We start from the raw sequence: 23,632 nt of genomic DNA on the forward strand, positions 1-23,632 counted from the left end.
CACTGATACCGTGACCAAGCCTGGTCCCGGGATGCGCTTCACGAGCGCAGCCGCGAACTACATCGACGAGCGCACCAGCGCGTCGGGATTCGTGCGCGAGCTCGGTCGCAAGATCTTCCCCGACCACTGGTCGTTCATGCTCGGCGAGGTCGCGCTCTACAGCTTCGTCGCGATTCTGCTGAGCGGTACCTTCCTGACGTTCTTCTTCGACCCGTCGATGACCGCGACGCACTATCAGGGCTCGTACGTGCCGTTGAAGGGCGTCGAGATGTCGGTCGCGTACGCGTCGACCCTCGACATCAGCTTCGACATCCGCGGCGGTCTGCTCATGCGGCAGGTGCACCACTGGGCGGCGCTGCTGTTCGTGGCGTCGATCGGGCTGCACATGCTCCGCGTGTTCTTCACGGGTGCGTTCCGCAAGCCTCGCGAGATCAACTGGGTGATCGGCTTCGTGCTGTTCATCCTGGCAATGGCCGAGGGCTTCACCGGCTACTCGCTCCCTGACGACCTGCTCTCCGGCAACGGTCTGCGGATCATCGACGGAATGGTCAAGGGGATGCCGGTCATCGGCGTCTGGATCTCGTACCTGCTCTTCGGCGGCGAGTTCCCGGGCCACGACATCGTTCCGAGGCTCTACGTGCTGCACATCATGCTGCTGCCGGCGATCCTGATCGCGCTGATCGGCGTGCACATGCTGCTCCTGATCGTTAACAAGCACACGCAGTTCGCGGCGCCCGGTCGCACGAACCAGAACGTGGTCGGCTCGCCGATCCTCCCCGTGTTCGCGGCCAAGGCCGGCGGGTTCTTCTTCATCGTGTTCGGCGCCATCGTGCTGATCGCTTCGGTCTTCACGATCAACCCGATCTGGAACTACGGCCCGTACGACCCGTCGCCAGTGTCGGCGGGTACGCAGCCCGACTGGTACATCGGATTCGCCGATGGTGCCTTGCGTCTGGTGCCACCGCACTGGGAGTTCGTGTTCCTCGGCTACACCTGGTCGATGAACATCCTGATCCCGATCCTCGTGATCATGGTCTTCCTCGTGCTGGTCACCTTCTACCCCTTCATCGAGGCGTGGATCACCGGCGACAAGCGCGAGCACCACATGGCCGAGCGTCCGCGCAACGCTCCGACGCGTACCGCGATCGGTGCCGCCGGTGTGACGTTCTACGGCGTCATGTGGGCGGGCGCGAGCTCCGACCTGATGGCAACGCACTTCATGCTCACGATCGAGGGCGTGATCGTGGCGCTGCAGATCTCGCTCATCCTCGGGCCGATCGCGGCGTACATCATCACCAAGCGCGTCTGCCTGGCGCTGCAGAAGAAGGATCGCGAGATCGCTCTGCACGGGTTCGAGACCGGCCGCATCGTGCGTCTGCCCGGTGGCGAGTACATCGAGGTGCACGAGCCCCTCAACGAGTACGACCGCTGGCGCCTGGTCGCACACGAGACGTACCGTCCGCTGATGATCCGCCCCAACGAGCGCGGCCGCATCACCGTCGGACAGCGCGTGCGTGCCGGTCTGTCGCGCTGGTTCTTCGAGGACCGCATCGAGCCGGTCACCCGGAGCGAGCTGGAGCGCGCACACCACCACGAGTGATGCAGCGGCTCTGACGTTGAGTCACCACTGAGAACGCCCCTGCGGGATCCATTCCCCCGGGGGCGTTCTCGTGCGTGTGGACAACTCCTGCACCCCGGATGCCGCTCCCCTACCGTGGCCGCATGCCCTTCGGTTCGCCCCGCTTCAAACCACCGAGATCACAGCGCGTGGACTCCACCGCACGTCAGAATGCCAGGGTCTCGGCGCTCCTTGGGATACTCGCCGTGCTCTTGAGCGCTTGCTCCCCCGCTCCAGCGCAGATCCGCGAAAGCAGCGAGGTGGCGGAGAGCGTATTCGTATCCGAGGCTGAGGCGTTTGCTGCGGCCGAGCGAGCCGCGGAGCGATATCTCCAAGTCACAACCGAAATCGCTTCCGAAGGCGGTCAGGATGCGATGCGCATGCGTGAGGTCGCAACGGCGGAGCACAGCGACCTTCTGCTTGGTACCTACGCTGACTTCGCAAGCAACGGTGTAGCCATGCAGGGAGCGCCGATATGGGCGTCAATGGCACTCCAGAGCTACTTCGAGTCCGATGGGCTAGCTCATGTGTCGATCTATGCGTGCCTCGACATTTCGGAGACGACGCTTACCAACGATGCCGGAGAGGATGTGACGCCCCTTGACCGCAGCGCCAAGACGCCTTACAGCCTCCAAATGGTGTCGACCGGCACGCCACCGCGGCTTCTCGTTGACGAGGCGGATCGTTGGCCTGGCACAGACTTCTGTTGATCACGCTGCTGCTATCGGCACCACTGTCATCAGCGTCACAAACTGCCGGCCAGTGCGCACCGGCGGCGGAAATACTCGGCTCCTGTAGCTCCCGAGCACTCGCAAATGGCGACCGTGTGGACGTTCGCATCTCCGCAGGCCAGTCTGGCAAGAGAAGCTCTCCAGGCCGCGCGGCCGCGCCGGCCGCGGGCGGCGCAGCCGAAGCACAGCAGACGCGACCGAGCTCGACAGGCACTGATGAAGCATCTTGGGCAACGCGACCCAGGCAGGCGCCGCCTCCGCCGCCTTGCCCGGTGTGGGCGAGGGCTGGGAGTCGAGTGCTCTGCGACTTGGTGTACAGCACGGCGCCGCCCCGTGCTGCGGCTCCCCCGAGGACCGGCGACGACAGAGGCGGCATCCCGGGGCGTCCGAGTATGACGATCGAGGAGGTCGCGTCGTTCTTCGTGGAGCGTCCGAGGCAGTCGATGGAACCGGACGGATGGGCGATCGTCGGTCTCGACGCGAACTTCATCGCAGCGGCTTCGCGGCACACGCGATCCGCAACGCTGCTGGGAGCGCCCGCCGAGGTGAGGTTCTCACCCCTGCGTTACGACTGGAGCTACGGTGACGGTGTGACTCGCCAGGCGCACGGTCCAGGAGCCACGTGGGCCACGCTGCAACTCAGCGAGTTCAGCCCAACCTCGACGAGTCACGCCTACGGCTCTCCAGGGACTTTCACGGTCGCGCTCACTGTCCGCTACAGCGCCGAGTACCGCTACGCCGGCGGCCCCTGGCAACCGGTTCCTGGAGAGCTGAGCGCTCCTGCGAACGACCTCGTCGTGTCGGTCCTCAGCGCGCAGACCGTGCTGGTCGATCAGCACTGCGGCACGAATCCCGCAGGACCCGGCTGCTGACCAACCGCTGCGCCAAACGGACGTTCCGGCACCAAGAGGTGCAGGGATAGGCCCATCTCGGGCACACAAGCGAAGAGCGGGCGAGTCCCGAAGGATTCGCCCGCTCTTCAACGGTTTCGCGTCAGTGCACCACGGTCAGTGCACGAAGTTTCCGCGGTAGTGCTCGTAGACCCATCCGGGTAGCGCCACGAGCACGATCGCAACGCCGATGGGCACGATCCACGCGCCCACAGCGATTCCGAGCAGCACGATGGCAGCCCCACCCGCAAGTGCGATCGGCCACCAGCTCCACGGCGCGAAATGGCCCATCTCAGGGTCACCATCGTCGATGTTCGCGTCGTAACGGTCCTCGGGCAGCTCGCCGCCCTGAGCCTTGTACACCTTGCCCAAGTAGAAAGCGAGGAACGCGAACAGCACGGCCAGCAGGTAGACCGCGACGACACCTACCCACTCGACGTACCCGTAGTACAGGTACGCCCACACGGTGTACATCGTGGCGACGAACAGGAAGAATACGGCCAGCGTCCAGTAGATGACGACGTTGCTCTTCATGGATCAGCGGTCCTTCTCGTCGTTCGCAGCGCGAGCCGGGGCACCGGCAGGTGCGAGTGCGGGCAGGTTGACCTCGGGGTGGTTCAGGTCGAACGCCGGCGACTCCGAACGGATGCGCGGGATCGACGTGAAGTTGTGGCGAGGCGGCGGGCACGAGGTGGCCCACTCGAGCGAGCGTCCGTAGCCCCACGGGTCGTTCACGGTCACCTTCGGTGCATTGCGCGCCGTGATCCACACGTTCAGGAAGAACGGCACGAGCGAGACGGCGAGGATGCCGGCACCGATCGTCGACAGCTGGTTCATCCAGGTGATGCCGTCTTCGTGCAGGTAGGTCGCGTAACGACGCACACCGCCGACCACGCCGATCCAGTGCTGGATCAGGAAGGTCGTGTGGAACCCGATGAACAGCAGCCAGAAGTGGATCTTGCCCAGACGCTCGTTCAGCATCTTGCCGGTGAACTTCGGCCACCAGAAGTAGAAGCCGGAGAACATCGCGAACACCACGGTGCCGAAGACCACATAGTGGAAGTGCGCCACCACGAAGTACGTGTCGGAGACGTGGAAGTCCAACGGCGGCGAGGCGAGAATGACACCGGTCAGACCACCGAAGGTGAAGGTGACCAGGAAGCCGATCGCCCACAGCATCGGAGTCTCGAACGTCAATGAGCCTCGCCACATCGTGCCGACCCAGTTGAAGATCTTCACACCCGTCGGTACGGCGATGAGCATCGTCATCAGCGCGAAGAACGGCAGCAGCACCGAGCCGGTGACGTACATGTGGTGAGCCCACACGGTCACGGACAGGGCAGCGATCGCAATGGTCGCGTAGACGAGAGTCTTGTATCCGAAGATCGGCTTGCGGCTGAACACAGGGAAGACCTCGGAGACGATGCCGAAGAACGGCAGCGCGATGACATACACCTCTGGGTGTCCGAAGAACCAGAAGAGGTGCTGCCAGAGGAGCGCCCCACCGTTTGCTGGGTTGTAGACCTGCCCGTCGAACACACGGTCGATCGCGAGGCCGGCCAGCGCTGCGGCCAGCACAGGGAAGGCCATCAGGATGAGGATCGAGGTGATCAGCGTGTTCCACGAGAAGATCGGCATCCGCCACATCGTCATGCCAGGAACGCGCATGGTGATGATCGTCGTGATGAAGTTCACCGCACCGAGGATCGTGCCGAAACCACTCATCAAGAGGCCGAGCACCCACAGGTTCCCACCGAGGCCCGGCGAGAAGGTGGCGTTCGACAGCGGCGTGTAGGCGAACCAGCCGAACGACGCCGCACCCTGAGGCGTGAGGAACCCGGCGACCGCGAGCAGCGAGCCGAAGTTGAACAGCCAGAACGCGAACGCGTTCAAACGGGGGAAGGCGACATCCGGCGCACCGATCTGCAGCGGCATGATCACGTTTGCGAAGCCAGCGAAGAGCGGCGTCGCGAACATGAGCAGCATGATCGTGCCGTGCATCGTGAACAGCTGGTTGTACTGCTCCTTGGTGGCGACGATCTCGAGCCCCGGCGCGAAGAGCTGCGCACGGATCACGAGCGCCATCACACCTGCGAGGCAGAAGTAGATGAACGACGTGATCAGGTACATGTACCCGATGGTCTTGTGGTCAGTGGAGGTCGTCCACTTGACCAGGATGTTGCCCTTGCGCTCCATGCGCGGCGTCATGCCGCTCACGGTCGGGGCATTGGTCATGGTTGTGCTCATAGTCCTATCCCGCCCTACTCGCCGCCACGCAGGTTCTCGTTGCCGGGCTGGTTCTGGTTGGTGTCGTATTCGGCACCGACCTGACCCACATTGCCCTCGGCGCGCAGTGAATCGATGTAAGCCTCGTACTCGTCCTGCTCGACGACCTTGACGTTGAAGAGCATGAGCGAGTGGTACTCGCCGCAGAGCTCCGCGCACTTGCCGGCGAACGTGCCGGTCTCGAGGGGCTCGAAGTACATGTAGTTGGTCTTGCCCGGGAGCATGTCCTTCTTGTAGAGGAAGTCCACGATCCAGAAGGAGTGGGCGACGTCACGCGACTCGATCTTGATCTCGACCTTCTGGTTCACCGGAAGGTAGAGCGTCGGGAGCGTCTCAGGGTCGATCGTGTTGTCGTCGCGCGTCTCGCGGGCCTGCACGCCCTGGTAGTAGACGTCGTCGGTCACGTAGTTGAAGTCCCAGGCCCAGCGCTTGCCGAAGACCTCGATCTGCACGTCGGGCTCGGCGATGGGGGCCTCGATGGCCTCCTGGTCGCGCGCCGTGAAGGCGAAGAAGCCGATGACCAGGATGAACGGCACGATCGTGTAGAAGACCTCGATCGGGAGGTTGTAACGCAACTGCACGGGCAGACCGGTCTGGCCCTTGCGCCGGCGGTACACGACGCCTGCCCAGAGGATGAGCGCCCACGTGATCAGGCCGACGAGCGTGAGCACCGTCCACGAGGTGACCCACAGGCCGGCGATGCGCCCGGCGTGATCGGTGGTCTCGGTCGAGCCCGGCAAGAAGCCGTTCAGCTGCGCCTGCGTGCATCCGGCGAGAACGATCGAGATCCCAAGTCCGATCGGGATCGCAGCCCATCGGTAACGGCGATTAGAGCGCAACGTCAACCCCTCAGAAAGTGCTGTGAATAAGTGCGACGTACTTCAGTCTATAGCCAGAAAGGGGCGCCGGCCGTGCGGCCGACACCCCTTCACCAGGTCTGATGAGCACTCAGTGGAATGAGTCACCGCAGGCGCAGCTCCCCGCCGCGTTCGGGTTGTCGATGGTGAAGCCCTGCTTCTGAATCGAGTCTTCGAAGTCGATGTTCGCGCCGTCGAGATACGGCACGCTCATCTTGTCGACGACCACCTCGACGCCGCTGAAATCGACCGTCACGTCACCGTCGAGCAGGCGCTCGTCGAAGTAGAGCTGATAGATGAGACCCGAGCATCCGCCCGGCTGCACGGCCACGCGCAGCCGCAGGTCGTCGCGCCCCTCCTGCTCGAGCAGGCTGCGCACCTTGTCGGCGGCGGCAGTGCTGAGCTTCACACCATGCGCGGGAGCCATCGTCGTATCGGTCATGATCTCTCCTTCTGAAGACGCCTGGCAGTCTACGCGCGCGAGTTGAGGGCCGCTAGCAGATACGCCTCTGTCAAGACCGCCCGGTGGAACACTCCCAGATGCAGCGATTCGTCGGGCGCGTGGGCCCTGGAATCGGGGTCTTCGACACCGGTGACGAGGATCTCGGCATCCGGGAACATGGTGACGAGATCGGCGATGAAGGGAATGGACCCTCCGACGCCCATCTCCACAGCGGGGCGCCCCCAGGCGTCATGCATGGCCTGCTTCGCGGCAGCCACCGCCGGCCCCTCCGTGTCGACGAGGAACGGATCTCCCAGATCGACATCGCTGAACTCGAGCCGACTGCCGAATGGTGCGTGCGCGCGCAGGTGACGCTCCAGGGCTTCGTAGGCGGATGCCGCGGACTGTCCCGGCGCCACACGTGCACTGACCTTCACCGTCACGCTCGGCAGCAGCGTGTTGGAGGCATGCTGCACGCTCGGCGCGTCGATCCCCGTGACGGTGATCGCGGGCTGGGCCCAGATGCGGCTGAGAAGGCTGCCGCGTCCAACAGGCTGCACGCCCTCGAGCAGTCCGGATTCATCGCGCAACTGCGTTTCCGAGTACTCGGGTGTCTGCTGCTCGTGCGAACTCATGCCCTCGACCGCCACCGCGCCGTCGGCGTCATGAAGGGTCGCGAGCAATCGGGTGGCGGCGAGCATGGCGTCGGGGACTGCTCCCCCGAACATGCCCGAGTGCAGCGCGTGGTCGAGCGTCTCGACGCGTAGCTTGAACGTCACATTGCCGCGCAGCCCGACCGTGAGCGCAGGGGTGTCGGCGTCCCAATTGCCCGAGTCGGCGACGACGATCGCGTCAGCGGCGAGCTCGGAACGATGCTGCTGCAAGAAGTTCTTGAACGAGCGGCTGCCGAATTCCTCCTCGCCCTCGATGAACACCGCGAGTCCGAGGTCGAAGTCCTCGCCCAGCACTTCGACGAGAGCGCGGATCGCGCCGACATGCGCCATGATTCCCGCCTTGTCGTCCGCGGTCCCCCGGCCGTACAGCCGCCCCTCGTGCAGCGTGGGCTGGAACGGAGGGGTTCGCCACTGCGACTCATCGCCTGGCGGTTGCACGTCGTGGTGGGCGTAGAGGAGCACAGTGGGCTTGCCGTTCCTTGCGGCCCGGGTTGCCAGAACAGCCGGCTGCCCGTGTGGCCGCTCGTCGATCCCACCGACCGCGTCTGCACCGCTGAGTGCCGCTCCGATCGGAGCGCTCGAGATCCGCACGCTGTCGAAGATTCCGAGCCCGTCGAGCAGGCCTTTGACCGCCTTCGCGCTTCGCAGCACTTCGGCCGGGTCGAAGCCGTCCCACGACACCGAGGGGATGCGCGCCAGCGCGCTCAAGTCGGCGATGGTGGAGGGAAGGCCGAGGTGCACGGCCTCGCGAAGCGCGTCGGCGACAGAGCCGGATGTCGCGGCATCCGCCCCGTGCGAAGATTCGGTCTGTGCGGCCGGTGCCGGCTCGCTGGCCGGGGCGGGGTTGGCAGTCATGCGGGTAATCTTAGGGAGACCCGACTTCTGAGGACTCATGGCTAAGACAACTGATCGCGCTTCGCACTCCCCCGCCGACAAGCCGTCGGACGAGCCGTCGGCCGTCGAGGGCAAGGGACGCCCCACGCCGAGCCGGCGCCAGCAGGAAGCCGCTCGCAAGCGCCCACTGGTCGCGGATCAGAGCAAAGAGGCGCGGCGCGAGGCCCGGGCGAAGCTCAACGTGGCCCGCGAACGGGCGCGCATCGGTCTGGCCAACGGTGAGGAGCGCTACCTTCCCGAGCGCGACCGCGGCCCGCAGAAGCGATGGGTGCGCGACTACGTCGATGCGAGGTTCAGCGTCGGCGAGTTCCTGATCCCCCTCATGCTGATCGTGCTGGTGATCACCTTCGTGCAGGATCCGATGATCCAGCTGATCTCGATGGTCGCCCTGTGGGTGTTCTTCGGCCTGGCCGTGCTCGACAGCATCTTCCTCGGGTGGCAGGTGCGGCGAAAGCTGAGCGCGAAGTTCGGAGCAGACCGCCTCGAGCGCGGTGTGCGCTGGTACGCGGCCATGCGCGGACTGCAGATGCGCGTGATGCGCCTGCCCAAGCCCCAGGTGAAGCGCGGCCAGTACCCCGAGTGACCGGCCACTGGCCACAGCGAGCGGTCGCTACGCGGTGTGAGTCGCGCGCTCGATGCAGCGACTCCGTCGACTGAATCGAGGCGCCATCAGCGCCGACCCGTCAGGCGGCGCGCCGGACGAGTCCGCGGTTGATCTGCCTCGCCCAGAGCGGGCCGCGGTAGATGAACCCGGTGTAGCCCTGCACTAGTGTCGCCCCCGCGTTCAATCGCTCACGCACATCCTCCGCGGTTTCGACGCCCCCGACCGAGATGATGCAGAGCTCGGCCGGTACCAGCGAGCGAAGCAGGCGCAACAGCTCGAGCGAGCGGTGCTTGAGCGGCGGGCCGCTGACTCCGCCGGGCCCGATCGCGGCGACGGTCGCGGCATCCGTTCGCAGTCCCTCACGAGAGAGCGTGGTGTTGGTCGCGATGATGCCGGCGAGGCCGATCCGGACGACGAGCGCGGCGATGCGCTCCGCCTGCTCGTCGGTGAGGTCTGGCGCGATCTTCACGAGCACCGGAGTCGCTCCGGCCGCATCGCGCACACCCGTGAGCAGCGGTTCGAGACGCTCGAGCTCCTGCAGGCCGCGCAGGCCCGGCGTGTTCGGCGAGCTCACGTTGACGACGAGGTAGTCGGCGACCGGCGCGAGTGACCTGGTGCTCTCGAGGTAGTCGTCCAGCGCATCGTCGACGTCGACCACCCGCGACTTGCCGATGTTCACACCGATGACCGGACGATTCGGGGAGGATGCTGCAGCCCGAAGCCGCGGAAGCGCCGCCGCCGCGCCCTCGTTGTTGAAGCCCATGCGATTGATCAGTGCTCGATCCGCCAGCAGGCGGAAGAGACGGGGGCGTTCATTGCCTGGCTGCGGCTTGGCGGTGATCGTGCCGACCTCGACGTGGCCGAAGCCCAGCTGGCCGAGGCCGGCGATGCCCTTGCCGTCCTTGTCGAACCCGGCAGCGAGGCCGAAGGGCGAGGCGAATTGGAGGCCGAGCGTCTGCACCGCGAGCGATGGATCGGGAGCGCACGCCCGCGCGGCAATACGACCCAGGCCGACACGAGGCAACGCCCTGATCACCGCGAAGGCCAGATGGTGGGCGCGTTCGGGATCGAGGCGCGTCAAGACCGCGCGGAAGAGCAGCTTGTACATGCGTCAGCTCGCCGCACCGGTGGAACGGGCCACCGGAGTCGAGTCGGTCTCGTCGTTCGCGTCGGCAGACGCCGCCGCCGCGTGCTCGCTCCGCAGCACGTCGATCGCCTGCTCGAAGTCTTCGAGCGAGTCGAAGCCCTGATACACGCTCGCGAAGCGCAGGTAGGCGACCTCGTCGAGCTCGCGCAGCGGAGGCAGGATCGCGAGTCCGATGTCGTTGGCCTCCACCTGGGAGGCTCCGCCCTGCCTGATCGACTCCTCGACCCGCTGTGCCAGCAGGGCGAGGTCGGTGTCGGTCACCGGTCGGCCCTGGCACGCCTTGCGCACGCCCGAGACGATCTTCTCCCTGCTGAACGGCTCGATCACCCCGTTGCGCTTGATGACGCTCAGGCTCGCGGTCTCGGTCGTGCTGAAGCGACGGCCGCACTCGGGGCACTGGCGGCGCCGGCGGATCGACGAGCCGTCGTCACTGGTGCGCGAATCGACCACGCGGCTGTCTGGGTGGCGGCAGAACGGGCAGTACATGGTGCTTCAGCCTATTCCGCTGCAACCAATCACTTGCTGAAGCGCGCCGTCACGGCCTCGCCGTGGGCAGGCAGGTCTTCTGCCCCGCTCAGCGCGACGATGCGTTCGCTCACCTCGCGCAGGCCGTCGCGCGTGTAGCGCACGATCTGCTGCGGCCGAAGGAAGGTGTACGCCCCGAGGCCCGCCGAGTATCGAGCCTGGCCGCCGGTCGGCAGCACGTGGTTCGAACCGGCAAGGTAATCGCCGAGGCTGACCGGCGAGTAGGAGCCCATGAAGATGGCCCCGGCGTTGTCGATCATCGCGAGCAGGGAGTCGTCATCACTGGTGTGAAGCTCGAGGTGCTCAGGGCCGTAGGCATTGCTGAAGGCCGCGGCATCCGCGATCGAATCCATGACGACGATGGCCGACTGGCGACCGGCGAGCGCGACCCCGACCCGCTCGGCGTGCCGCGTCGCCGCGGCAGGACCGGTGAGAGCCGCTTCGACGCGGTCAGCGAGATCCACCGAGTCGGTGACGAGCACGGACGAGGCGAGTTCATCGTGCTCGGCCTGGCTGATGAGGTCGGCGGCGATGAAGTCGGGATCGGCACTGTCGTCGGCGATGATGAGGATCTCGGTCGGCCCGGCCTCGGCGTCGATACCCGCGACGCCCTGCACGGCCCGCTTCGCCGCTGCGACGAACACATTGCCCGGACCGGTGACGACGTCGACGGGCAGGAGCCCGATCTGCGGCACTCCGTAGGCGAGCGCGCCGATGGCGCCGGCGCCGCCCATCGCGTACACCTCATCGACACCCAGCAGCGAGGCCGCTGCGAGGATCGTCGGGTGCACCGATGCTCCCGCGTCGTGCTGCGGAGGCGACGCGAGCGCGATCGACCGCACGCCCGCGACCTGGGCGGCAACGACGTTCATGACGACGCTTGACGGATACACGGCCTTGCCGCCCGGCACGTAGAGCCCGACGCGCGAGACCGGGTGCCAGCGCTGTTCGATGACCGCTCCGGGTGCGAGTTCGGTGGTGGTCGCCGGCGGCACCTGGGCTGCTGTCGCCAGTCGCACGCGGCTGATGGCGCCCTCGAGCGCCTCACGGACCGCTGGATCGAGGGCGGCCTCGGCGTCACGGAGCGCTTGAGGGTCGACGCGCACGGATGCCGGTCGCACACGATCGAAGCGCTCAGCCTGGTCGAGCAGCGCGGTCTCGCCGCGCTCACGCACGTCGGCGATCAGCTCCGCGACCTGCGGCGCCACCGAACTGACGTCGCTATCCGGACGCGGAACGAGTGCGAGCAGCTCGGCGTGGTCGAGGGTGCGACCGCGGAGGTCGATGCGCTGAATCATGACGATTCAATCGTATCCGCGCTCAGCTGAGACAGTGGGGTCCGAGCAGGCTCTTCAACTCTCCGAAGAGGTCGGGCGTGAGCTGCACCTGGTACGGCAACTCGAAGAGCCGCGCGGTGTCGTCCTTCACCATTCGCAGGCGCACCTCGTTCTCCCCCGCGTGGCGGCCGAGCGTCTCGCGCAGACCGTGCACGACCGTCGTGGTGGCGTACTGCTCCGGGACCGTCAGTGTGAGCGGCCCGGAGCCGAGCGCATCCCCCACGTCGGGAACGAACATGCTCACCGCGTGCAGGTTCACGCCGTCGTCGCGCACATTGACCCGCGCCCTGAGGACGACGATGCTGTCGTTCTCGAGCAGCGGCGCGAACTCCTGGTAGGTCTTGCCCATGAACATCGCGGTGATCTCGCCGCCGAAGTCCTCCACCTGCACCATTCCGTACTGGTTGCCTGAGGACCGCGCCACGCGGTGCTGCACGCTCGTGACCAGACCCGCGATCGTCACGGTCTCGCCCTCGCGCACCGTCTCACCGGCGATGAGGTCGGCGATGGTGTGCGAGGCGTGCTTGGCGAGCGTCACCTCGAGACCTGCGAGGGGATGATCGCTGACATAGAGACCGAGCATCTCCCGCTCGAAGGCGAGCTTGTCGCGCTTCGACCACTCTGGACGGTCGGGCACCTGCTCGTGCTGCTGCGGCTCGTCGAAGAGCGAGTCGAAGTCGAAGCCGACGTTGCCGTGCTCCTCGTCGCGCTTGACCTTCACCGCGCTCTCGACCGCGCTCTCGTGAATCTCGAGCAGCGCGCGGCGAGTGGCCCCGAGTGAATCGAATGCACCGGCCTTGATGAGCGACTCGACGGTGCGCTTGTTCGCGGCCTGAAGCGGGATCTTCGCCAGGAAGTCGTGGAATGACGAGAACCGGCCCTTCTCGTCGCGGGCCCCGCGGATCAGCTCGACCACGTTGAAGCCGACGTTCCGCACCGCGCCCAGACCGAACCTGATGTCGTCGCCCACGGCGGCGAAGAAGCCGATCGACTCGTTGACATCGGGCGGCAGCACCTTGATGCCCATCCGGCGGCACTCGTTGAGGTAGATCGCGAGCTTGTCCTTCGCATCACCGACGCTCGTCAGCAGTGCGGCCATGTACTCGGCCGGGTAGTGGGCCTTGAGATAGGCCGTCCAATACGACACCACCCCGTATGCCGCCGAGTGCGCCTTGTTGAACGCGTAGTCGGAGAACGGGAGGAGGATGTCCCACAGGGTCTTCACCGCGGCATCCGAATAGCCGCGTTCCTTCATGCCCGCGCTGAAACCCTCGAACTGCTTGTCGAGCTCCGACTTCTTCTTCTTGCCCATCGCTCGGCGCAGGATGTCGGCTTGGCCGAGCGAGAACCCGGCCACCTTCTGCGCGATCGACATGACCTGCTCCTGATAGATGATCAGGCCGTAGGTGCCCCCGAGGATCTCTTCGAGCGGTTCTTCGAGCTCGGGGTGGATGGGCGTGATGGGCTGTAGCCCGTTCTTGCGCAGCGCGTAGTTCGTGTGCGAGTCGGCGCCCATCGGACCGGGCCGGTAGAGCGCGAGCACAGCGGAGATGTCTTCGAAGTTGTCAGGCTTCATGAGCCGCAGCAGGCCGCGCATGGGCCCGCCATCGAGCTGGAACACCCCGAGCGTGTCGCCGCGAGCGAGCAGTTCGTAGGCGGCTGGGTCGTCGAGTTCGAGCTCTTCGAGCACGGGGCGGAACCCGCGGTTGGCTTCGATGTTGTCGAGCGCATCGTCGATGATGGTGAGGTTCCGCAGCCCCAGGAAGTCCATCTTGATGAGGCCGAGCGACTCGCAGGCCGGGTAGTCGAACTGCGTGACGATCTGGCCGTCTTGCTCGCGCTTCATGATCGGGATGATGTCGATCAGCGGCTCGCTCGACATGATCACGCCGGCCGCGTGCACTCCCCATTGCCGCTTGAGGTTCTCGAGCCCGAGCGCCGTGTCGAACACGGTCTTCGCTTCAGGATCGGTCTCGACGACCGAGCGGATGTCGCCCGCTTCGCGGTACCGCGGATGCTCCGGGTCGAAGATGCCGGTGAGCGGGATGTCTTTGCCCATCACCGCGGGCGGCATGGCCTTGGTGAGCTTCTCTCCCATGCCGAACGGGAAGCCGAGCACTCGCGAGGCGTCTTTCAGTGCCTGCTTGGCCTTGATGGTGCCGTAGGTGACGATCTGCGCGACGCGCTCGTCGCCGTACTTGTCGGTGACGTACTTGATGACCTCGCCACGACGACGGTCGTCGAAGTCGACATCGAAGTCGGGCATCGAAACACGATCGGGGTTGAGGAACCGCTCGAAGATCAGACCGTGCCGCAGCGGGTCGAGATCGGTGATGCGCATGGCGTACGCGGCCATCGAGCCGGCACCGGAACCGCGCCCCGGACCGACGCGGATGCCGTTGTTCTTCGCCCAGTTGATGAAGTCGGCGACCACGAGGAAGTATCCGGGGAAGCCCATCTGCACGATGACGCCGACCTCGTAATCGGCCTGCTTGCGCACGTCATCGGGGATGCCGGCCGGGTAGCGGTAGTGCAGCCCCTTCTCGACCTCCTTGATGAACCAGGTCTCCTCGGTCTCGCCCTCGGGCACCGGGAAGCGCGGCATGAAGTTCGCGCTCTCGTTGAACTCGACGGTGCAGCGCTCGGCGATGAGCAGCGTGTTGTCGCAGGCCTCAGGGTGGTCGCGGAAGAGGTGCCGCATCTGCGAGGCGGACTTCAGATAGAACTCGTCGGCGTCGAACTTGAAGCGGTTGGGGTCGTCGAGCGTCGAACCCGACTGCACGCAGAGGAGCGCCGCGTGGCTCGCGGCGTCATGAGCGTGCGTGTAGTGAAGATCGTTGGTCGCGACCAGCGGCAGGCCGAGATCCTTCGCGAGGCGGAAGAGATCATCCATGATGCGGCGTTCGATGCCGAGGCCGTGGTCCATGACCTCGGCGAAGTAGTTCTCCGCACCGAAGATGTCACGGAAGTCGGCGGCAGCCTGACGGGCCTGCTCGTACTGTCCGAGACGGAGGCGCGTCTGCACCTCGCCACTCGGGCACCCGGTCGTCGCGATGAGTCCCTTGCCGTAGGTGCTCAGCAATTCGCGGTCCATGCGCGGCTTGAAGTAGTAGCCCTCGATCGAGGCGAGGGACGACAATCGGAAGAGGTTGTGCATGCCCTCGGTCGTCTCCGACAGCAGCGTCATGTGAGTGTAGGCACCGGCGCCAGAGACGTCGTCCTCACCGCCATTGCCCCAGCGCACGCGCGTCTTATCGGTGCGGTGCGTGCCCGGCGTGAGATACGCCTCCGTGCCGATGATGGGTTTGATACCGGCAGACGTCGCCGTCTTCCAGAAGTCGTAGGCGCCGAAGACGTTGCCATGGTCGGTGACGGCGATCGCCGGCATCCGCTGGTCGACGGCCGCTTCGATCAGAGGCTTCACATGCGCCGCGCCGTCGAGCATCGAGTACTCGCTGTGCACGTGCAGGTGCACGAAGGAATCGTCGCGAGCGGTCAAGTCGTCTCCGGGTGGTGCTGTTCGATCGACGGTCGGGGCGCGGCCGAGGGAGGGACTCCCAGCCTACGTGCCACGGAGGACATCGAGGGCATGCTGCAGGTCGTCGGGGTACCGCGTCGTGTACTCCACCGGTTCGCCCGTGCCCGGATGCCTGAAGCCCAGTCGCATGGCGTGCAGCCACTGCCGTGTGAGCCCGAGCCTCGCCGACAGCGTCGGATCGGCGCCGTACATCGCGTCGCCCGCGCAGGGGTGCCGCTGAGCGCTCATGTGCACGCGGATCTGGTGCGTGCGTCCGGTCTCGAGGTGGATCTCGAGCAGCGACGCGGAGGGGAACGCCTCGATCGTCTCGTAGTGGGTGATCGACGGTTTTCCGCCCGCGACCACCGCGAACTTCCAACTCGACGAGGGGTGCCTGCCGATGGGTGCGTCGATCGTGCCTCGCAGCGGGTCGGGGTGCCCCTGCACCACCGCGTGGTACACCTTGTCGACCTGACGGTCGTGGAATGCGCGCTTCAGCGCCGTATACGCGCGCTCGCTCTTGGCCACGACCATCAGACCGCTCGTGCCCGCGTCGAGGCGGTGCACGATGCCCGCTCGCTCTGCGGCGCCGGAGGTCGAGATGCGGAACCCCGCTCCCGCGAGTGCGCCGAGCACCGTCGGGCCGGTCCATCCGACTGCGGGGTGGGCCGCCACGCCGACCGGCTTGTCGATCACGACGATGTCATCGTCATCGTGCACCACGGTGAGTTCGGGCACGAGCGTCGGGACGATCGTCGGCTGCTCGCGCGGCCGCCAGCTGACCTCGAGCCAGGCCCCGGCGTGCAGCCGGTCGGACTTCCCCAGCACCGCGCCGTCGAGCGTCACCCCGCCCGCTTCGGCCACCTCAGCGGCGAAGCTGCGCGAGAACCCGAGCAGCCGCGCGAGCGCCGTGTCGACCCGCTCCCCCTCGAGCCCGTCGGGCACCGGAAGGCTTCGGGTTTCCATGGTGACGACTCCTGGTTCGGTGATGAATGATCGGATGCCGTGACCGCTCGCTCAGCGGTCTTCTGCACCTGACGGCGGTTCAGGTTCGCGCGACCCGGTCGGGCTGCCGGCAACGGCCTCGCTCGCATGGCGCCGGCCGTCGAGGCTCACTCCGAGCAGGGTCAGCAGCACGAAGAGCACCATGCTCGAGACGATGAAGATATCAGCGACGTTGAAGATCGCCGGGAAGCCCCAGACCTGGATGAAGTCGATCACATGGCCCTGACCGAAGCTCGGCTCGCGGAAGAGCCGGTCGGTGAGATTGCCGAGCGTGCCGCCGAGCAGCATCCCGAACAGCAGGGCCCACCGCGCTGAACGGATCTTCCGAGCGAACAGCAGCACGAACACGACCACGCCGGCCGCCGCGATCGAGAAGATCCAGGTGTAGCCCACGCCGAGCGAGAACGCGGCGCCCGGATTCTTCACATACCTGAACTCGAGCACCTCGCCGAGCACCGGAACGGCCTCGCCCAGCGGCAGCGAGCTCGTGACGAAGAGCTTGCTGCCCTGGTCGAGCGCGTACGCGACGATGGCGACGGCGACGATGAGTACGAGCGAGCGAACGCTCAGCCTCGTCGCCGGCGCGACCGCCCCGGGCTCAGGCGCCTCCGCCAAAGCCGGTGAAGCTCTGCGATGGGGCGGAGGCCGAGCCCACGGGTGCGCTCGGTGCGGCAGCGGACCCGACAGGCGATGCGGGCGCGCCGTTGGTTGCGTCGAGCTCCTGGAGCTGCCCCTCGATGTAGGCGCGCAGCTGCTGGCGGTAGTCGCGCTCGAAGCTGCGGAGCTCTTCGAGGCGGCGCTCGAGGATGCTGCGCTCCTGGTTCAGCGAGTCGAGCTGCTGGCGGTGCTTCGCCTCGCCCTCGGCCACGAGACGGTCGGCGGTCGCCTGGCCCTCGGCGATGAGGGCTTCCTTCTTCTCGATGCCCTCGCGCACGTGCTCCTCGTGGAGACGGCGTGCGAGCTGCAGCAGGTTGTGCGTGCCCGCCATGTCGTCGCCGGCAACAGGGGTCGCGGGCGCGGGCTCGGCCGGTTCGGGAGTCGGCTCAGCGGCGGAAGGAACCGAAACCGGTGCGACGGCGCCGCCGGCCTGCAGCTCGGTGATGCGCTGCCGAAGCTCGTCGTTCTCCTGGTTCAGGCGGCGCAGCTCGACAACGACCTCGTCGAGGAAGTCATCGACCTCATCCTGGTCGTAGCCTTCGCGGAACTTCGTCGGTTGGAACCGCTTGTTGACTACATCTTCAGGCGTGAGCGCCATTCCGTCACCTCTTACAAGTCTTGGTCGCAGACAGTATCGCCAGCTACGGCTAGCGGCTTCCGGCCTATGCGCGGATGCTGCGCACAAGCCTAGCGCCCGCGCGCGACCCCTCGAGGCGCTCCCGCCGGGTGTCGGCGCGTCGGAACCCCTCGGTCTGGGGTCACGCGATAGCCACCATGATCTGCATCAGGATGATGCAGGCGATCAGCACGATGGTCCATCCGAAGTCGATCGCGGCCCCACCGATGCGCAGCGGCGGGATGATCTTGCGGATCGCGCGGATGGGCGGGTCGGTCACGGTGTAGCTCGCCTCGGCGACCACGAGCAGGAATCCCTTCGGACGCCAGTTGCGCGACAGCACCCGCACCCAGTCGAAGATGAACCGAGCCCACATCGCGAGGAGGAAGACCAGTAGGACGTAGTAGAGAACGCTCGCGATGATCGACACAATCACCGCACCAGACTACTGGTGCGAGAAGAACGAGGCCTCGACGTCCGAGTCCGCCTCGGGCTGCTCGCCGCTCACAGCGATGTGCTCGGGCGACAGCAGGAACACCTTGGCAGTGACCCGTTCGATCTTGCCGCGCAGCCCGAGCGTGAGACCGCTCGAGAAGTCGACGAGACGGCGCGCATCCGACTCGGTCATCTGCGACAGGTTGATGATGACCGGGATGCCCTCACGGAAGTTCTCTGCGATGACCTGCGCGTCTTTGTACTGGCGCGGGTGCACCGTGAGGATCTCGTTCATCTCTGCCGCCTGGGTGGGTCGTGGTGCGGAAGCTCGGCGCAGCGGGGTGACCGGTGCCCGGCCCGCGGGAGCAGCGCTCTGCTGAGGTGCCGGGGCTGACGCGCTCGGCTGCGGAGTCGAAGCCTGCGACGCGGCGGCAGGAGCGGGCTGCGGCTGCTCGTCGTCGTACTCTTCGTCGGCGAGGCCCAGGTAGACCATGGTCTTGCGCAGCGGGTTTGCCATTGTTCCTCCGTGGTGGATCCGTGCTTCGAGGTTAAAGGCGCTCGGGGCGGTTTCCCGTGATTGCCGATCCGATGCGCAGGTGTGTCGCACCCTCGGCGATGGCCTCGGCGAAGTCGTGCGACATGCCGGCAGAAATGGCCCCGGCATCCGGTGCCAGGCTCCGTACCCGCTCCGACGCAGCCCTCACCCGCGCGAATGCCCGACGGGGATCCTCGTCGAGCGGCGCGACGGCCATGACACCGAGCAGGTCGAGGGCCGGCGCAGCGAGCACGCGCTCGACCAGCGCCTCGAGCTCGGCGTCTGCCACGCCACCGCGAGCGGGGTCGTCGGTGAGGTTCAGTTGCACGAAGCACTGAACGCGGTCGCCCTCGGCCAACGCATCGACCAGGGCATCACGGTCGATCGAGTGGATGACGTCGGCATAGCGTCGCACTTGGCGGGCCTTCTTCGTCTGGAGCTGCCCCACGAAGTGCCACCGGAGGTCGAGGTCGTGGAGCTCCGCGGCCTTCGCCTGCGCCTCCTGATGCCGGTTCTCACCGAAGTCGCGCACGCCGAGTGCCACGAGGTCGCGGATCAGGGATGCCGGGTGGAACTTCGTCACGACGATCGTCGTGAGTTCCGCAGCATCCCTCCCCGCCGCTCGTGCCGCGTCGGCGATATCGGCACGCACCTGTTCGAGGCGCGCAGCGAGCTGCTCGTCGACCACGTGACCTGCCTACTTGAGGAACTCGGGCACGTCGAGCTCACCGTCGTCGTCGAAGTCACGGTCGAAGCTGCGGGTGCGCGGCAGTTCAGGCTCTGAACCCCAGGAGCTGCCCTGCGCCGCGGATGCCGCGGGAGCCGCCGACGGCACCGCGACCGCGGGAGCCGAGGGTGCACTGGTTGCGGCATCTCGAGGCGCGGCCGAGCCGCCTGCTGCCTGTGCGCCGCCGCCCTGCTGGGTGCCGCTCTGACCCGCCTCGAGGTAGCTGGAGCGCCTGGCGGCCTTCGCCTTGGGCGACGGCTCTCCGCCGTCGAAGCCGGCGGCGATGACGGTCACCCGAACCTCGTCGCCGAGCGTGTCGTCGATGACGGCGCCGAAGATGATGTTCGCCTCGGCGTGCACGGCCTCCTGCACGAGCCGGGCAGCGTCATTGATCTCGAAGATCCCGAGATTCGAGCCGCCCTGGATCGACAGCAGCACACCGTGGGCGCCATCGATGCTCGCCTCGAGCAGCGGCGATGCCACGGCGAGTTCGGCTGCTTTGATCGCACGGTCGGCACCTCGCGCCGACCCGATGCCCATGAGTGCCGAACCGGCACCCTGCATCACGCTCTTGACGTCGGCGAAGTCGAGGTTGATGAGACCCGGAGTGGTGATGAGGTCGGTGATGCCCTGCACGCCGGCGAGGAGCACCTGGTCTGCCGTCGCGAACGCCTCGAGCATGCTGATGCCGCGGTCGCTGATCTCGAGCAGACGGTCGTTCGGCACGACGATGAGCGTGTCGACCTCGTTCTTGAGGGTGGCGACGCCCGCCTCGGCCTGCGCCTGGCGGCGCTTGCCCTCGAAGCTGAACGGCTTGGTCACGACGCCGATCGTCAACGCGCCGATCGACTTGGCGATGCGCGCCACGACCGGGGCGCCACCCGTACCGGTGCCACCGCCCTCACCGGCGGTGACGAAGACCATGTCTGCGCCCGCGAGGGCCTCTTCGATCTCCTCGGCGTGGTCCTCAGCAGCGCGACGGCCGACCTCGGGGTCGGCACCTGCGCCGAGTCCTCTGGTGATCTCGCGCCCGACATCCAGCTTGACGTCGGCGTCGCTCATGAGGAGCGCCTGGGCATCGGTGTTGATCGCGATGAATTCGACTCCGCGAAGCCCGAGTTCGATCATCCGGTTGACGGCGTTGACGCCGCCGCCCCCGATGCCGACCACCTTGATCACGGCGAGGTAGTTCTGGTTTGTGGTCACGTTCGGCCTCCGGTGGAACCTTCAACCTCTACTTGAGGTCTAAAGTTATGCTCAGTATGCATTTCCTGATTTCGAAGGTAGGCGGCACGGCGACTGCGCGCCGCGAGGCGTGCCGCGTGTCGCGAAGGAAATCGTTGGGGACGCCGCTACGCGGGGCGGAAGATCGCGATCGTCGGCGCCGAGACGTCGAATTCGCCCGCACGCCCCGGCTCCACGGTCGCGATGAGCCGAGCCAGCACACGGGCCTTCAGCGCTGACTCCTCAGCGCTCCCCCACACGACCGTCTGGCCGATGCCGTCGAGCACGAGGGTCACGTCGTCTTTGCTCGCCGCAACGACCTCCACGATGCGCCCGCGGAGCTCCGGCGGCGCCGCGAGCAGCACTTCGACCACCGAGCGGAACGCCACGGAGTCGGTGCTCTGCCCTCGCAGGTCGACGACCGGCATCCCTTCGACCGGCGCCTCGCTCGAGAGCACGCCCACCCCTGCGGGGTCGACGAGTTGGAAGCCATCGGCCGTGGCGATCGCGGCGATCGGCTCCCGCTCGACGATGCGCACCACGAGCGTGTCGGGGGGCAAGGTCTCTGTGACGAATGAGCGGATGAGCGGGAAGGCGCTGAGGTCGTCGCGCAGAGTGCTGTGGTCGAGCATCGCGAGCGGGGTGCCGAGGTGCGGTTCGAGTGCGTCGTGCAGGGCGGCTTGGTCGATGCGCTGCGTTCCCTCGATCGTGATGGTCTTCAACGCGAACAGGGGCGAGAACACGGCGAGGGCGACGGCGCCCACGAGCGCAGCGAACACTCCACCGACCGTGATCCCGACGATTCGACGCCGCCGAGAGCGGCGAGTGAAGCGCCGGACCTCCGCGCGCTCGTAGCGTCGCCGCGCCCTCTCGGCGCGGCGGAGCGCCCGGGCCGCACGGCGCTCCGCTCGCTCGCCTGGGGCGAGGGGATGCTGCCGCGAGCCGGCCGCGGGCTCGGCTGCTGTGGGTGGCGCCTCAGCATGCTCGCGAGCATCGGCGCCCGCGGACTGCGCCTCAGCCGTACGCCCGGCGCTTGCCGCAGCGGGCTGCGCGGCCGGGTCGATCACGGGGATCGGTTCGGTAGGCAGGTTCGAGCCCGCTGAAGGGTCGCCCGTTCGCCGACTCGAAGCAGCAGGAGCGTCGCGCTGCACCATGGGCGCGGCTTGGGCTCGGGTATCGGCGTCGTTCGCACTCAGGCCGTCGACCTCGGACCCGGCGCGCTGACTGTCTGGGCCCGGTCGCGACGTCGATCTCAGCCGGCGCAGCCGCTCCCCCAGCGGCACGCGAGCTGACCCGTGCGGAGAGTCCTGCGGCGGAACGGGCTGAGGCGGTGCCTCGTCGAACCCCTCGGGCCGTCTCACCGGGGCATCCGTCGACGGGCTCCGGTGCCGCTGCAAGGCGCGACTGCGCAGAGCATCGATGCGCTCGGAACCGACGCGCCCCGGGGCGACGGGTGCAACATCGATGCTCGCAGCGTGAGTGGCCCCTGCATCACTGCTCGATAGGTTCGACCCGCTCGAGAGACTCGAGCACCTGAGGAATGATGCGGTACACGTCGCCACAACTGAGGGTCATGATGATGTCGCCCTCGCGCGCGATGCGCGCTGCCTGATCGGCTGCCTGCTGCCAATCCGGCAGGTAGTCGACGTTCTCCGGGTCTTGGAATCGGCGCGAGACGAGTTCACCGGTCACCCCGGGCTCCGGGTCCTCACGCGCACCGAACACGTCGAGTACCACCGTGTGGTCGGCGAGCCGTTCGTAGGTCTCGGCGAACTCGCCGGCCATCATCCGGGTGCGGCTGTAGAGGTGCGGCTGATGAATCGCGATGATCCGGCCGTCGCCGACCACTGAACGCGCGGTCTGCAAGGCGGCGGCGACTTCGGTCGGGTGGTGGGCGTAGTCATCGTAGACACTCACACCGCGCACGACGCCGTGCAGTTCGAACCTGCGACCGGTGCCCTCGAACTCGCCGATGCCGCGAGCGGCCTCGTGGGGCGGGATGCCGAGCCCCGTCAGCACCGTGAAGGCCCCCGCGGCGTTGATCGCGTTGTGGCGCCCGGGCACGCGCATCGAGACCGGGTACTCCGAGCCTCGCCAGTGGATCGTGAACGACACCGGACCCTGCTCAGCGATGTCGCTCACGCGCACATCTGCGCTCGCGGCTTCGCCGAACGTCAGCAGCCGAACCTGAGGTGCCTCGGCGCGGAGCTTCTCGCTCACGCGCAGCGCGCCAGGATCGTCGCAGGAGATCGCCACGAACTCGTCGACTCCCGCGGCGAACTGCACGAAGGCGTCGTCGAAGGCTTCGTGGGTGCCGAAGTGATCGAGGTGATCGGCGTCGACATTGGTGATCAACGCCACAGCGGTGTCATAGAGCAGGAACGAGCCGTCGGACTCATCGGCCTCCGCGATGAAGAGCTCGTCGGTTCCGAACGCGGCACTCACGCCCAGACGCTGGATGACACCGCCGTTGACGAAGCTCGGATGCCGTCCGAGGGCCAGCAGCGCGGTGACGATCATGCCGGTGGAGGTCGTCTTGCCATGGGCGCCCGCGACGGCGACGAGGCGCTGCTTGTTGATCAGCCACGCGAGCGCCTGCGAACGGTGCAGAACGGGGATGCCGTGGGCGAGCGCGTACTGGTATTCGGGGTTGTCCTCCCAGAGGGCCCCGGTGACGACCAGTGTGTCGGCATCCCCCACGTTGGCCGCATCGTGGCCGATCGTGATGGTGGCGCCCATCGCGCGCAACTCGGCGATCGCCTGACTATCGCGCACGTCGGAGCCTGTCACGCGGTGACCGGCACCCATGAACAAGCGGGCGATGCCGCTCATGCCTGAGCCGCCGATGCCGGCGAAGTGGATGGCGCCGAGGTCTTCGGGCAGTTCGAGCGAGAGGTCGGGTTTGATCATC

Annotated in this window: 22 protein-coding genes; 4 read left to right on the plus strand and 18 right to left on the minus strand. The window is 66.8% G+C overall.

What is annotated here, in order from left to right; translation table 11 throughout:
* The first annotated feature begins 31 nt into the window (after positions 1 to 31).
* The 3 genes from qcrB (at position 32) to QF206_RS04480 (ending at position 3,221) form a co-directional block, all read left to right on the plus strand.
* A complete protein-coding gene (gene qcrB / locus QF206_RS04470) occupies positions 32 to 1,600 on the plus strand; it encodes a cytochrome bc1 complex cytochrome b subunit (RefSeq protein ID WP_281488136.1) in 1,569 nt (522 codons plus the stop codon).
* Positions 1,601 to 1,722: 122 nt separating this feature from the next.
* Entirely contained in the window at positions 1,723 to 2,328 is a 606-nt protein-coding gene (locus QF206_RS04475; protein ID WP_281487970.1) for a hypothetical protein, read from the plus strand.
* A 413-nt stretch (positions 2,329 to 2,741) separates the two neighbouring features.
* Complete coding sequence (locus QF206_RS04480) at positions 2,742 to 3,221, plus strand: hypothetical protein (protein ID WP_281487971.1); 480 nt, start codon at positions 2,742 to 2,744, stop codon at positions 3,219 to 3,221.
* A 135-nt stretch (positions 3,222 to 3,356) separates the two neighbouring features.
* Here the strand turns inward: QF206_RS04480 and ctaF are convergent, their stop codons facing one another.
* The 5 genes from ctaF to QF206_RS04505 all read right to left on the minus strand — a co-directional run bounded on the left by ctaF (position 3,357) and on the right by QF206_RS04505 (position 8,353).
* The gene (ctaF, locus tag QF206_RS04485) at positions 3,357 to 3,773 is read right to left on the minus strand and encodes an aa3-type cytochrome oxidase subunit IV (RefSeq protein WP_281487972.1); all 417 of its coding nucleotides are present in this window, start codon (positions 3,771 to 3,773) and stop codon (positions 3,357 to 3,359) included.
* Between the two features lie 3 nt (positions 3,774 to 3,776).
* Positions 3,777 to 5,474 (minus strand): aa3-type cytochrome oxidase subunit I, encoded by a 1,698-nt coding sequence (ctaD, locus tag QF206_RS04490; RefSeq protein WP_422785348.1) that lies wholly within the window; start codon positions 5,472 to 5,474, stop codon positions 3,777 to 3,779.
* A gap of 26 nt (positions 5,475 to 5,500) precedes the next feature.
* Positions 5,501 to 6,364 (minus strand): aa3-type cytochrome oxidase subunit II, encoded by an 864-nt coding sequence (ctaC, locus tag QF206_RS04495; RefSeq protein ID WP_281487974.1) that lies wholly within the window; start codon positions 6,362 to 6,364, stop codon positions 5,501 to 5,503.
* A 109-nt stretch (positions 6,365 to 6,473) separates the two neighbouring features.
* Positions 6,474 to 6,824 carry an iron-sulfur cluster insertion protein ErpA gene (erpA, locus tag QF206_RS04500; protein ID WP_281487975.1) on the minus strand — a complete coding sequence of 117 codons (351 nt, stop codon included), beginning with the start codon at positions 6,822 to 6,824 and terminating at the stop codon, positions 6,474 to 6,476.
* A gap of 29 nt (positions 6,825 to 6,853) precedes the next feature.
* Positions 6,854 to 8,353, minus strand: a complete 1,500-nt coding sequence (locus QF206_RS04505; protein ID WP_281487976.1) for a dipeptidase — start codon at positions 8,351 to 8,353, stop codon at positions 6,854 to 6,856.
* Positions 8,354 to 8,390: 37 nt separating this feature from the next.
* On the opposite strand from QF206_RS04505, the gene QF206_RS04510 reads away from it, so the two are divergent.
* Positions 8,391 to 8,975, plus strand: coding sequence for a DUF3043 domain-containing protein (locus QF206_RS04510; protein ID WP_281487977.1), 585 nt, complete (start codon positions 8,391 to 8,393; stop codon positions 8,973 to 8,975).
* A 100-nt stretch (positions 8,976 to 9,075) separates the two neighbouring features.
* On the opposite strand, the gene QF206_RS04515 is transcribed toward QF206_RS04510, so the two are convergent.
* The 13 genes from QF206_RS04515 to murC form a co-directional block, all read right to left on the minus strand.
* The gene (locus QF206_RS04515) at positions 9,076 to 10,104 is read right to left on the minus strand and encodes a quinone-dependent dihydroorotate dehydrogenase (RefSeq protein WP_281487978.1); all 1,029 of its coding nucleotides are present in this window, start codon (positions 10,102 to 10,104) and stop codon (positions 9,076 to 9,078) included.
* 3 nt (positions 10,105 to 10,107) lie between these two features.
* Positions 10,108 to 10,629, minus strand: a complete 522-nt coding sequence (nrdR, locus tag QF206_RS04520) for a transcriptional regulator NrdR (protein ID WP_281487979.1) — start codon at positions 10,627 to 10,629, stop codon at positions 10,108 to 10,110.
* A 29-nt stretch (positions 10,630 to 10,658) separates the two neighbouring features.
* Positions 10,659 to 11,966: a histidinol dehydrogenase gene (gene hisD / locus QF206_RS04525; RefSeq protein ID WP_281487980.1), complete on the minus strand. Its 1,308-nt coding sequence runs from the start codon at positions 11,964 to 11,966 to the stop codon at positions 10,659 to 10,661.
* 22 nt (positions 11,967 to 11,988) lie between these two features.
* On the minus strand, positions 11,989 to 15,450 hold the full coding sequence (dnaE, locus tag QF206_RS04530; protein WP_422785355.1) for a DNA polymerase III subunit alpha: 3,462 nt from the start codon (positions 15,448 to 15,450) through the stop codon (positions 11,989 to 11,991).
* Between the two features lie 117 nt (positions 15,451 to 15,567).
* Positions 15,568 to 16,488 carry an RluA family pseudouridine synthase gene (locus tag QF206_RS04535; RefSeq protein WP_281487982.1) on the minus strand — a complete coding sequence of 307 codons (921 nt, stop codon included), beginning with the start codon at positions 16,486 to 16,488 and terminating at the stop codon, positions 15,568 to 15,570.
* Between the two features lie 51 nt (positions 16,489 to 16,539).
* The gene (lspA, locus tag QF206_RS04540) at positions 16,540 to 17,142 is read right to left on the minus strand and encodes a signal peptidase II (RefSeq protein WP_281487983.1); all 603 of its coding nucleotides are present in this window, start codon (positions 17,140 to 17,142) and stop codon (positions 16,540 to 16,542) included.
* The gene (locus tag QF206_RS04545) at positions 17,126 to 17,782 is read right to left on the minus strand and encodes a DivIVA domain-containing protein (protein ID WP_281487984.1); all 657 of its coding nucleotides are present in this window, start codon (positions 17,780 to 17,782) and stop codon (positions 17,126 to 17,128) included. Before QF206_RS04545 ends, lspA begins: the two co-directional genes overlap by 17 nt.
* A 160-nt stretch (positions 17,783 to 17,942) precedes the next feature.
* Positions 17,943 to 18,236, minus strand: coding sequence for a YggT family protein (locus QF206_RS04550; protein ID WP_281487985.1), 294 nt, complete (start codon positions 18,234 to 18,236; stop codon positions 17,943 to 17,945).
* Positions 18,237 to 18,245: 9 nt separating this feature from the next.
* On the minus strand, positions 18,246 to 18,752 hold the full coding sequence (locus tag QF206_RS04555; RefSeq protein WP_281487986.1) for a cell division protein SepF: 507 nt from the start codon (positions 18,750 to 18,752) through the stop codon (positions 18,246 to 18,248).
* Between the two features lie 31 nt (positions 18,753 to 18,783).
* Positions 18,784 to 19,458, minus strand: coding sequence for a YggS family pyridoxal phosphate-dependent enzyme (locus tag QF206_RS04560; protein ID WP_281487987.1), 675 nt, complete (start codon positions 19,456 to 19,458; stop codon positions 18,784 to 18,786).
* Between the two features lie 9 nt (positions 19,459 to 19,467).
* Entirely contained in the window at positions 19,468 to 20,703 is a 1,236-nt protein-coding gene (ftsZ, locus tag QF206_RS04565) for a cell division protein FtsZ (protein WP_281487988.1), read from the minus strand.
* A gap of 146 nt (positions 20,704 to 20,849) precedes the next feature.
* A complete protein-coding gene (locus QF206_RS04570) occupies positions 20,850 to 22,082 on the minus strand; it encodes a cell division protein FtsQ/DivIB (RefSeq protein ID WP_281487989.1) in 1,233 nt (410 codons plus the stop codon).
* Positions 22,083 to 22,212: 130 nt separating this feature from the next.
* Positions 22,213 to 23,631 (minus strand): UDP-N-acetylmuramate--L-alanine ligase, encoded by a 1,419-nt coding sequence (gene murC / locus QF206_RS04575; protein WP_281487990.1) that lies wholly within the window; start codon positions 23,629 to 23,631, stop codon positions 22,213 to 22,215.
* Position 23,632 lies beyond the last annotated feature (1 nt).

Source organism: Ruicaihuangia caeni (assembly GCF_029952955.1).
GTDB classification, from domain to species: domain Bacteria; phylum Actinomycetota; class Actinomycetes; order Actinomycetales; family Microbacteriaceae; genus Ruicaihuangia; species Ruicaihuangia caeni.

What these genes read in the sequence shown, in the direction of transcription:
- dnaE (WP_422785355.1), bottom strand. Translation starts at nt 15,450, where the DNA reads ATGCTCGACGGCGCGGCGCATGTGAAGCCTCTGATCGAAGCGGCCGTC.
- hisD (WP_281487980.1), bottom strand. Translation starts at nt 11,966, where the DNA reads ATGATTCAGCGCATCGACCTCCGCGGTCGCACCCTCGACCACGCCGAG.
- QF206_RS04535 (WP_281487982.1), bottom strand. Translation starts at nt 16,488, where the DNA reads ATGGAAACCCGAAGCCTTCCGGTGCCCGACGGGCTCGAGGGGGAGCGG.
- QF206_RS04545 (WP_281487984.1), bottom strand. Translation starts at nt 17,782, where the DNA reads ATGGCGCTCACGCCTGAAGATGTAGTCAACAAGCGGTTCCAACCGACG.
- QF206_RS04480 (WP_281487971.1), top strand. Translation starts at nt 2,742, where the DNA reads ATGACGATCGAGGAGGTCGCGTCGTTCTTCGTGGAGCGTCCGAGGCAG.
- nrdR (WP_281487979.1), bottom strand. Translation starts at nt 10,629, where the DNA reads ATGTACTGCCCGTTCTGCCGCCACCCAGACAGCCGCGTGGTCGATTCG.
- murC (WP_281487990.1), bottom strand. Translation starts at nt 23,631, where the DNA reads ATGATCAAACCCGACCTCTCGCTCGAACTGCCCGAAGACCTCGGCGCC.
- erpA (WP_281487975.1), bottom strand. Translation starts at nt 6,824, where the DNA reads ATGACCGATACGACGATGGCTCCCGCGCATGGTGTGAAGCTCAGCACT.
- QF206_RS04475 (WP_281487970.1), top strand. Translation starts at nt 1,723, where the DNA reads ATGCCCTTCGGTTCGCCCCGCTTCAAACCACCGAGATCACAGCGCGTG.
- ctaF (WP_281487972.1), bottom strand. Translation starts at nt 3,773, where the DNA reads ATGAAGAGCAACGTCGTCATCTACTGGACGCTGGCCGTATTCTTCCTG.
- QF206_RS04510 (WP_281487977.1), top strand. Translation starts at nt 8,391, where the DNA reads ATGGCTAAGACAACTGATCGCGCTTCGCACTCCCCCGCCGACAAGCCG.
- QF206_RS04555 (WP_281487986.1), bottom strand. Translation starts at nt 18,752, where the DNA reads ATGGCAAACCCGCTGCGCAAGACCATGGTCTACCTGGGCCTCGCCGAC.
- QF206_RS04505 (WP_281487976.1), bottom strand. Translation starts at nt 8,353, where the DNA reads ATGACTGCCAACCCCGCCCCGGCCAGCGAGCCGGCACCGGCCGCACAG.
- qcrB (WP_281488136.1), top strand. Translation starts at nt 32, where the DNA reads ATGCGCTTCACGAGCGCAGCCGCGAACTACATCGACGAGCGCACCAGC.
- QF206_RS04515 (WP_281487978.1), bottom strand. Translation starts at nt 10,104, where the DNA reads ATGTACAAGCTGCTCTTCCGCGCGGTCTTGACGCGCCTCGATCCCGAA.
- ctaD (WP_422785348.1), bottom strand. Translation starts at nt 5,474, where the DNA reads ATGACCAATGCCCCGACCGTGAGCGGCATGACGCCGCGCATGGAGCGC.